The following is a 7702-nucleotide window of genomic DNA, read 5'->3' as shown; positions in this document are numbered from 1 at the left end:
ACGACATGACAAGCCGTCACTCCCACCAGACCGCCGGCCCCATGCCCCACCAGCGAAAACGCAGTCCTCGCGTCCGGAAAGACAACAGCTTCTCACCCGGTACGCGCAGGAAGCTCTCGCGGTGGTGCTGCTCGGCGGTCTCCAGCACACGACGCATGAGCAACTCGTTCTTCTCCACCTCCGGATGCGGGAAGCACTCCGGTGCGCGCAGCCCGCGCATCTGGTCGCTGGTGAGTCCGAGGGCGCGCTCCATGCCCGCGTTCGCCCGGACGACCCGCAGGTCCGTGTCGAAGACCGCCAGCGCGCAGGGCGCCTGGTCGAAGCCCGGCCACACCAGCGCATCCTCCGCGCGCCGACCTCGCACGGGGCTCCAGGCCCGGACGAGTCGGGACGCCGGATCGTGCTGGGCGGCTTCTTGATGGGGACCGTCACGACTTTGGCGGCGGAGATCCAGCAGGACGGCAAGGTGCTGGCCAGCTGGACTAAGGAGGATGTCAATGCCCTCATGCCCAGCGCCTTGATCGCCCTGCGCCGTATCACCGGCGAGGTGGAATCGGCACTCGCCCAGCTCACGTGCAACGGTGCGGACGACGAGCGCCGGCAGAGCGAAGTGCAGCAGGACAGGGATCCTCACCAGCCGCAGCCATAGCAGCTTCGGCCAGCGTTTGTCCCCTGCGGAATCCGCCTGGCACGGGTGGAGTGTCACCGGGAGGGAGGCCGGTGGCCAGGGCGGTGCGTATCTGGCGGCGGCCGCCGCAGGGGCGAGGTGGGCGGCAGGATGGCTGCGCGTTCGGCGGCGGTACGAGCCCGCATCTGCTCCAGGCGGCGTTGCACGCGGGCGTGCGTGTAGAGGTCGATGGCGTCGGTGAGGTGGTCCCACTCCTCACCGTCGAGGCCTTGGGGGCGCGGTCCCAGGACGTCGGGGCCTGCGCGGTGATGACGGCGCCGGTAATCGCTGACGGCGGTGATGAGCTTGGTGTAGGTGCGCTGCTCGTCCGCGTCGTCCGCTCCGGGGGCGGTGATCTCCTCCATCCAGGAGTCCGGCAGGCGTTCGCCGGCGAGGACGGCGGCCAGGGCTCGCCGCGCGATGCGCCCCCAGCACCGCTGCGGTAGGCGTTCTCACCACATCTGCGGCAGTCTCACCTAACCTGCAGGACCGCAGTCCAAACAGCCCGCAAAGGGTCCAGAGCCCGTCGCAATCCATCTGCTGCACGGCAGGTCAACGGCATGTAATCACCGCAACAACAGTGAGACCTCACACGCGCGGCAAGGTCACCACGAGCCGCTGGCCGGACCCGGCCGAGGTGGCGGCCGGTCCGGACCTGGGCTTCCCCGCGTCCCGCTGACCGCCCCGGACGCTCACCATGGCGAGCCCGCCCTTGACCACGAGCCGGTGTCTGAGCACCACCGAGGCGCGGCCGGAGCGGTCGACGAGGCAGTCGGCTGTGAACTCCCTCCCCTTCACCCGCTGCTGCACCAGGGGGTGGGGCATCAGCTCGCACAGGACACGCGCCTGCTCGCGGGTCCGGCAAAAGTGCACGTCCTTGGCGCCCTGCCCATACCGGGGCTTGACGACGAGCGGGCCGTCGGGGGCCTGGTCTATCTCGTCCGACAGGACGGTACGTGGTGTCGGGATGCCGTGCTCGGTCAGGAGTGCGGCGAACCGGGCTTGTCGGAAAGCCAGCTCCACGATCGGCACGGCCTTGTCGTACGGGGATTCCCATGCACGCCCGCTGCTGACGGGGACGGCCGCGCGGAGGGCGGTCACAGGGCGCGGCGCTGCCCGGGGCGGGGCACGGCCTCCTCACGCCACTGTCCGCAGCCCCTGAGCCGTGGCCGGTGCGCCCCGCACGATGCGGTGCGCGCACAGGGCCGTGAGCAGGTCGCCGAGCAGGTCCGGGTCGGCTATCTCCACGCCGAGGAGGGACTCGATGCGGTCCAGGCGCTGGTAGAGGGACTGGCGGCCGATGTGCAGGAGGGCCGCGGTGCGCGTGGGCGAGCAGCCGTGGCGCAGATGGACCTCCAGGGTGCGGGTCAGATCGCTGGGGTGCGCCGCTTCCCAGGCAAGGAGCGGGCCCAGCCTGTGCTGGACCAGGCGGGAGAGGCGGTCGCGGTTGGCGTCCATGCCGCCGCGGGTCAGCTCTCGTTCGAGGGTGAGTGCGCGGGACGACGTCACCAGCGGTCCCCCGTCGGCGGACGGTTCGGCGGACGGCACGGTCAGGGCCAGCTCCAGCGTCGTACGCGCCGCCCGCAGCGTCTCGCTCCACCGCTGCCAGCCGCCGCCCGCCGCCACGGCATGCCCGACCGCCACGGTCAGCCCGGCCTCGGCGGCGGCACGGAACGCGTCCTGCACGGCGCGCACCGGGTCGCGTGCGATACCCGGTCGTACGGCGGCCCGCCCGTCTGCGCCGGCCAACGCGAGCAACGCCAGCACGTCCCCCGGAAACACCGCCCGCAGCACCCCGCCCCCGCCCAGCGCCCGTACCGCCCGCTCCACGATCCCCGCGTCCCGCGCCCCGTGCACCGACACCCCGACCAGCCGCGCCCCCGGCCCCGGCTGGAAACCGGCGAGGGCCGCCCGCGCCTCCACCTCGGGCTGGTTGAGGGCCTGCCCGTCGGCCAGGTCGGCGAGCAGGGCGGCCGTGTGGTCGCCGCCCCAGGGCCGTACGACGGACCGCCCGGACAACCCGCGGGCCACGATCGCCCGGTTCGCGGCCTCGGTGATCCGTACGAAGGGCACGACCCGGTGCAGTGCGAGCAGCGGCAGCCCGAGTCGCCGCGCCTCGTCCTTCACCTCGTCCGGCATGTGCGGCAGCGACCGCCCCACCTCCACCGCGAGCCCCGTCGCGCCCCGCGCGGCCAGCTCGCGCACATACCGCCGCCGGATCTCCTCGCCGGCGTCCGTCAGCCCGAACCCGTTCGTCAGGAGCAGTTCGCCGCCGTCCAGGAAGTTCGCGCCCTCGTACACCTCACTGGAGTGCACCCAGCGCACCGGGCGGTCGAGGAAGCCCTCGCCCGTGAGCAGCTCGGGCTCGGCGGCCCGCACCGGCTCGAGGGCCAGGATCTCGCGGAGGGTGAGTGCGGGCACGAGATCCTCCAGGGCGACAGTTCGTCCGGCTGCGGGTTGCCCGGAGAGTACTTTCCGCACGTTGCCCCGGTGTTTCGGCCGACGCAGAGTGAAGGGATGGATCAGGCACAGGCACACGAGTGGCTCGCCACCGCCGTCGCGGAGGCCCGCGCAGGCCTCGCCGAGGGAGGCATCCCCATCGGCGCCGCGCTCTATGGCGCTAACGGCACCCTCCTCGGCCGCGGCCACAACCGCCGCGTCCAGGACGACGACCCGTCGATGCATGCGGAGACGTCCGCCTTCCGCGCAGCGGGCCGCCAGCGCTCCTACCGGGGTACGACGATGGTGACCACCCTCTCGCCGTGCTGGTACTGCAGCGGCCTGGTCCGCCAGTTCGGCATCTTGCGGGTGGTCGTCGGCGAGGCGACCACGTTCCACGGCGGCCACGACTGGCTCGCGGAACACGGTGTGGAGGTGGTCCTCCTGGACGACCCCGAGTGCACGGCACTGATGCGCGACTTCATCGAGAAGAACCCGGCTCTGTGGAATGAGGACATCGGAAGTGACTGAGCCCCGTATCCCCACCATCGATCTGCGGCCGTGGCTGGACGGCGACCCGGACGCCCGCGCCCGCACAGCCGCTACCGTCGACGAGGCCCTCCAGACCGCCGGATTCCTACTGGTCACCGGCCACGGCGTGGACCCGTCCCTGCGCGCCCGGATCCGTCAGGCCGCGCGGACGTTCTTCACGCTGCCCGCCGAGCTCAAGGAGAAGTACGCCGCCAAGGTCGGCGGGCGCGGCTGGCTCGGCCCCGGCGCCGAGGCCAACGGCTACTCCGAGGGGACCGAGACCCCGCCCGACCTCAAGGAGTCGCTGACCTTCGCGACGCACGAGCCGTTCAAGGACCCGGAGATCAACGCGCAGTGGTATGCGCCGAACGTCTGGCCCGGGGAGGTGCCGGAGCTGCGGGTGCTGTGCGAGGAGTACCTGGCGTGGATGGGGGAGCTGGAGAACCATCTGCTGGCGCTGCTCGGCGAGGCCCTGGGCCTGGAACCTGACTTCTTCACGCGCCACATGGACCATCCCACCTATGGCTTCAACATCAACTGGTATCCGGGGACGGAGGTCATGGGCGAGCCGGAGCCGGGCCAGTTCCGCATCGGCCCGCACACCGACTTCGGCACGGTCACGATCCTCGACCGGCAGGCCGGCAAGGGCGGGTTGCAGGTCTACACGGACGACGGCGGCTGGGAGGACGCGCCGTACGACCCGGAGGCGTTCACCATCAACATCGGGGATCTGATGGCCCGTTGGACGGGCGAGCGCTGGCGTTCGGGCCGCCACCGCGTCCTGCCGCCCCCGGCCGACGCACCCGCCGAGGAGTTGATGTCACTCGTCTACTTCGGCGAGTGCACCCCGGGGACCGTCGTCGAGTCGGTTCCCGCTCCGGTGGGGCGGGTGGCGTACGGGCCGGTCGACTCGCATGTGTATCTGCGGGAGAAGCTGGACTCAATCACCGTGGGCTGACAGAAGCCGGAATCGAAGGCGACCCCCGGTCGGAGAGGGGATCCGACCGGGTACCGGCCTCAGCAGCCGTAGCGGTTCTTGCGGATCGTCGGCACGTCAGCGGGCGACCCGCAGCAGCAGCTTCCCCGTGCTCGTCCGCGCCCCCATCAGCCGATGAGCCTTGGCCGCCTCCTCCAGGCCGAACTCCGCCGTCACCGGCAGGGTCACGGTTTTGTCCACTGCGGTCGCGAAGGCCTGTTCCGTCAGGGTGCGCAGTTCCTCCGGAGCCGTCTGGGCCAGGGTGAGGATCGAGAAGCCGGCGACCGACAGCCCGCGGGGGTACAGCTCCGGCTGGCCCACCGTCCAGGCCGGCTCCCCGCTCGCGTTGCCGTACGAGACCAGGCGGGCGGAGCGGGCCAGCGACGCCAGGCTCGCGCGGAGCGTCTCGCCGCCGACCGGGTCCAGGGCGAGGTCGACGCCCCGGCCGTCGGTCGCCGCCCGCACCGCCTGCTCGAACTCGCCGACGAACACCTCGTCGTAGCCGTACTCCTGCGCGTACGAGGCCTTCGCGGCGCTCGACACCACGCCGTACACCGCCCGCGCGCCCGCCGCCTTGGCCAACTGGCCCACCGCGGTGCCGACTCCGCCCGCCGCGCCCTGCACGAGGACCGTCTCGCCGGGCTGCAGCCGGCCGACCGTGTGGACGAGCGCGTAGGCGGTCGGCAGCACCGACGGCAGCGTGGCGCCGGCGCGCAGAGCGACCCCGGCCGGCAGCGGGAAGACGGTCCCCGCGTCGGCGACCACGACGTCCGCGTACGCGCCGTCCTGCGTCAGCGCGGCCACCTTTTGCCCGACGGCGAGGCCGGTGACACCGGTGCCGACCGCTCGCACGCGGCCTGAGATCTCAAGTCCCGGACGAAAAGGGGAGACTTGGCACGCGATAGCCCTCCGACCGGGCCTTGAGGTCGGCGAAGTTCACGCCCACGTACGCCACGTCGACGCTCACCTCGCCGGGGGCCGGCTCGGGCACGTCTGCCTCCACCACCTTCAGGACCTCGGGACCGCCGTACTCCTGGAACTCGACCGCGCGCATGGCACACTCCTCAGCGAGTGTTCAGTGAGAAGCGAACACTCGGGAGTGTATGGTTTTCATCGAACACTAGGCAAGCGCAGCACACGGCGCAGGCGGCGAGGGAGGCGAGCGTGTCGGCGCGCACCAGTCATCGGGCCACGCCCGAGCACACCCACCCGGACGACGTCCCCGTCCAGACCGCTCTCACGGCCCTCGCCGATCCCGTACGCCTCACGCTCGTCAGGGATCTGGCGGCCTCCGCCGACTGGTCCCGCACCTGCGGCAGCTTCGACGTACCGGTCGGCAAGGCGGCCCTCAGCCATCACTTCGCGGTCCTGCGTCAGGCGGGTCTGGTCGAGCAGCGCGACGAGGGGCCGAGGCGGGTCAACCGGCTGCGCCGGGCGGAGTTCAGCGCGCGGTTTCCGGGGCTGCTGGAACTGGTGCTGCGGCAGGACTGAACCGCCGCAGCGCCGCGTACAGCCCGGCGCTCACCACGAAGCCGACCAGGGGCGTGATGTCGCCGAAGGACGGGTAGTGCTCCGGGACCCAGCCGACGTACTTCTCCTGGTTGGAGAAGAGCGGGACCGACACCGCCACGCCGATCAACAGGGCCGCCAGTCCGGGCCAGTTGGTGTAGGAGCGGTCGCCCAGCCGCCGCGCCAGCTCCTCGCCGGTGGCCGTACGGGACTGGAGCCACCGCTCCACCAGGATGACCCCGAGCCACGGTGCCACCCAGTACGCGATGATCAGCAGGAACGCCTCGTACGCGGACCCCGCGTCCGACAGCGACGCCCACGCCGCCGCCGTACCCGCCACGCCCGACACCACGACCAGCGTGCTCCGGCCCAGCCAGGCGGGGAGCTTCAGGCCGAGCGCGGTGATCGAGATCGCGCCCGAGTAGATGTTCAGGGCGTTGGCCGAGATCGCGCCGAGGATGATGGCCAGCAGCACCAGGTCGCCGAGCCAGCCCGGCAGATGGCCGGTGAAGGCCGCCGTCGGGGTGGCGTCCTTCGGGGCGACGATCGTCGCCGACGCCGCGCCGATCACTGCGACCACCGCGACCGACAGGAACAGGCCGAGCGCCGGGAACAGGACCGTCCTGAAGCGGTTCGCCGTCCGCGGCAGGTAGCGCGAGTAGTCCGCCGCGTACGGGTTCCAGCCCGCCGCGTAGCCCCAGGCGGTGCTGACCGCAAGGAGGAAGCCGCCAACACCTCCACCTGAGCCGCCCCCGCCGAGGTGCGCGTCCTTGAACGTCCACACGCCGGCCAACAGGAAGACGACGGCGAGCGCGGGAAACGCGTATTTCTCGAATACATGCACGAAGTTATGGCCGATGAAGCCGATCAGAATCTCCGCCGCCACCACCAGCAGCAGCGAGGGCAGGGGGCGCAGGCCGGTGAGGGTGTTGAGGGCGAAGGCCGCGCTCACGCTGTTCACCGCGAACCAGCCGACGCCTGCCACCAGGCCGTTGACCCCGGACGGCAGGATGTTGCCCAGGAAACCGAAGGAGAAGCGGCCGATCACCATCTGCGGGACGCCGAAGCGCGGCCCGTCCAGGGACAGCACACCCTGGGTGAGCGCGCCGAGCGCGGTGCCGAGGAGGATGGCCGCGGTCGCCTGCCAGAAGTCCAGGCCGAAGAAGAGGACCGAGATCACGCCGATGTAGACGGTCGCGAACTCGATGTTCGGGGAGGCCCACGTCCACAGCAGCTGCAGCGGGCTGCCGTGCCGTTCGGCGTCGGGTATGGGTTCCGAGCCCGCCGTCTCGACGGCGATGACCCGGTCACCGTACTCGGGGGCGATCGTGGTGGCTGAGCTGGCAGGAGCAGTCGTCATGCGAGGTAAGTGTCCGGCCCGGGCGGGTTCCGGCCCAGGGGCGCATTGTCCGCTTCAAAAGGCTTGCCGGCGTACAACCTGTAGGCATCGGGGACGACCTGCGGGTGTCGGTCATCGCGGCCAAATGTAAGGTCGGCCCGGGGCGCGGCGCTGGCCTTGCGACCAGCCCGTTTCCCCGGACCGCCTCCCGAACCCGCCGTGCGAGTCGTCCCCGCAACGG

At 71.5% G+C, this 7702-nt stretch carries 9 protein-coding genes and 1 pseudogene; 4 read left to right on the top strand and 6 right to left on the bottom strand.

Going from position 1 to position 7702, the window contains the following annotated elements; translation table 11 throughout:
- Window positions 1–16: 16 nt before the first annotated feature.
- The gene (locus ACIBJF_RS50815; protein WP_399184689.1) at window positions 17–364 is read right to left on the bottom strand and encodes a PAS domain-containing protein; all 348 of its coding nucleotides are present in this window, start codon (window positions 362–364) and stop codon (window positions 17–19) included.
- Window positions 365–400: 36 nt separating this feature from the next.
- Between ACIBJF_RS50815 and ACIBJF_RS50810 the strand changes: the two genes are divergently transcribed.
- Entirely contained in the window at window positions 401–649 is a 249-nt protein-coding gene (locus tag ACIBJF_RS50810) for a hypothetical protein (protein WP_399184688.1), read from the top strand.
- Window positions 650–702: 53 nt separating this feature from the next.
- Here the strand turns inward: ACIBJF_RS50810 and ACIBJF_RS50805 are convergent, their stop codons facing one another.
- From ACIBJF_RS50805 to ACIBJF_RS50795, 3 genes are all read right to left on the bottom strand, one after another.
- Window positions 703–1032 (bottom strand): hypothetical protein, encoded by a 330-nt coding sequence (locus tag ACIBJF_RS50805; RefSeq protein WP_399184687.1) that lies wholly within the window; start codon window positions 1030–1032, stop codon window positions 703–705.
- A 223-nt stretch (window positions 1033–1255) separates the two neighbouring features.
- Window positions 1256–1699 carry an ATP-grasp domain-containing protein gene (locus ACIBJF_RS50800; RefSeq protein WP_399184686.1) on the bottom strand — a complete coding sequence of 148 codons (444 nt, stop codon included), beginning with the start codon at window positions 1697–1699 and terminating at the stop codon, window positions 1256–1258.
- Window positions 1700–1804: 105 nt separating this feature from the next.
- Entirely contained in the window at window positions 1805–3088 is a 1284-nt protein-coding gene (locus ACIBJF_RS50795; RefSeq protein WP_399184685.1) for a PucR family transcriptional regulator, read from the bottom strand.
- Between the two features lie 96 nt (window positions 3089–3184).
- On the opposite strand from ACIBJF_RS50795, the gene ACIBJF_RS50790 reads away from it, so the two are divergent.
- Both ACIBJF_RS50790 and ACIBJF_RS50785 read left to right on the top strand, forming a co-directional pair.
- A complete protein-coding gene (locus ACIBJF_RS50790) occupies window positions 3185–3637 on the top strand; it encodes a nucleoside deaminase (RefSeq protein WP_399184684.1) in 453 nt (150 codons plus the stop codon).
- Window positions 3615–4595: an isopenicillin N synthase family dioxygenase gene (locus ACIBJF_RS50785; RefSeq protein WP_399184683.1), complete on the top strand. Its 981-nt coding sequence runs from the start codon at window positions 3615–3617 to the stop codon at window positions 4593–4595. Before ACIBJF_RS50790 ends, ACIBJF_RS50785 begins: the two co-directional genes overlap by 23 nt.
- Window positions 4596–4691: 96 nt before the next feature.
- On the opposite strand, the pseudogene ACIBJF_RS50780 reads toward ACIBJF_RS50785, so the two are convergent.
- A pseudogene (locus ACIBJF_RS50780) lies at window positions 4692–5667 on the bottom strand (zinc-binding alcohol dehydrogenase family protein).
- Between the two features lie 110 nt (window positions 5668–5777).
- Between ACIBJF_RS50780 and ACIBJF_RS50775 the strand changes: the two are divergent.
- The gene (locus ACIBJF_RS50775; protein ID WP_399184682.1) at window positions 5778–6104 is read left to right on the top strand and encodes an ArsR/SmtB family transcription factor; all 327 of its coding nucleotides are present in this window, start codon (window positions 5778–5780) and stop codon (window positions 6102–6104) included.
- Here the strand turns inward: ACIBJF_RS50775 and ACIBJF_RS50770 are convergent.
- Window positions 6055–7482 (bottom strand): purine-cytosine permease family protein, encoded by a 1428-nt coding sequence (locus ACIBJF_RS50770; protein WP_399184681.1) that lies wholly within the window; start codon window positions 7480–7482, stop codon window positions 6055–6057. The genes ACIBJF_RS50775 and ACIBJF_RS50770 overlap by 50 nt on opposite strands.
- Between the last annotated feature and the right edge of the window lie 220 nt (window positions 7483–7702).

Origin of the sequence: Streptomyces sp. NPDC050743 (assembly GCF_044456925.1) — a bacterium.
Lineage (GTDB): Bacteria > Actinomycetota > Actinomycetes > Streptomycetales > Streptomycetaceae > Streptomyces.
Note: the sequence above shows the minus strand (reverse complement) of the source record. Positions and strands in the feature narration are given on the sequence as shown.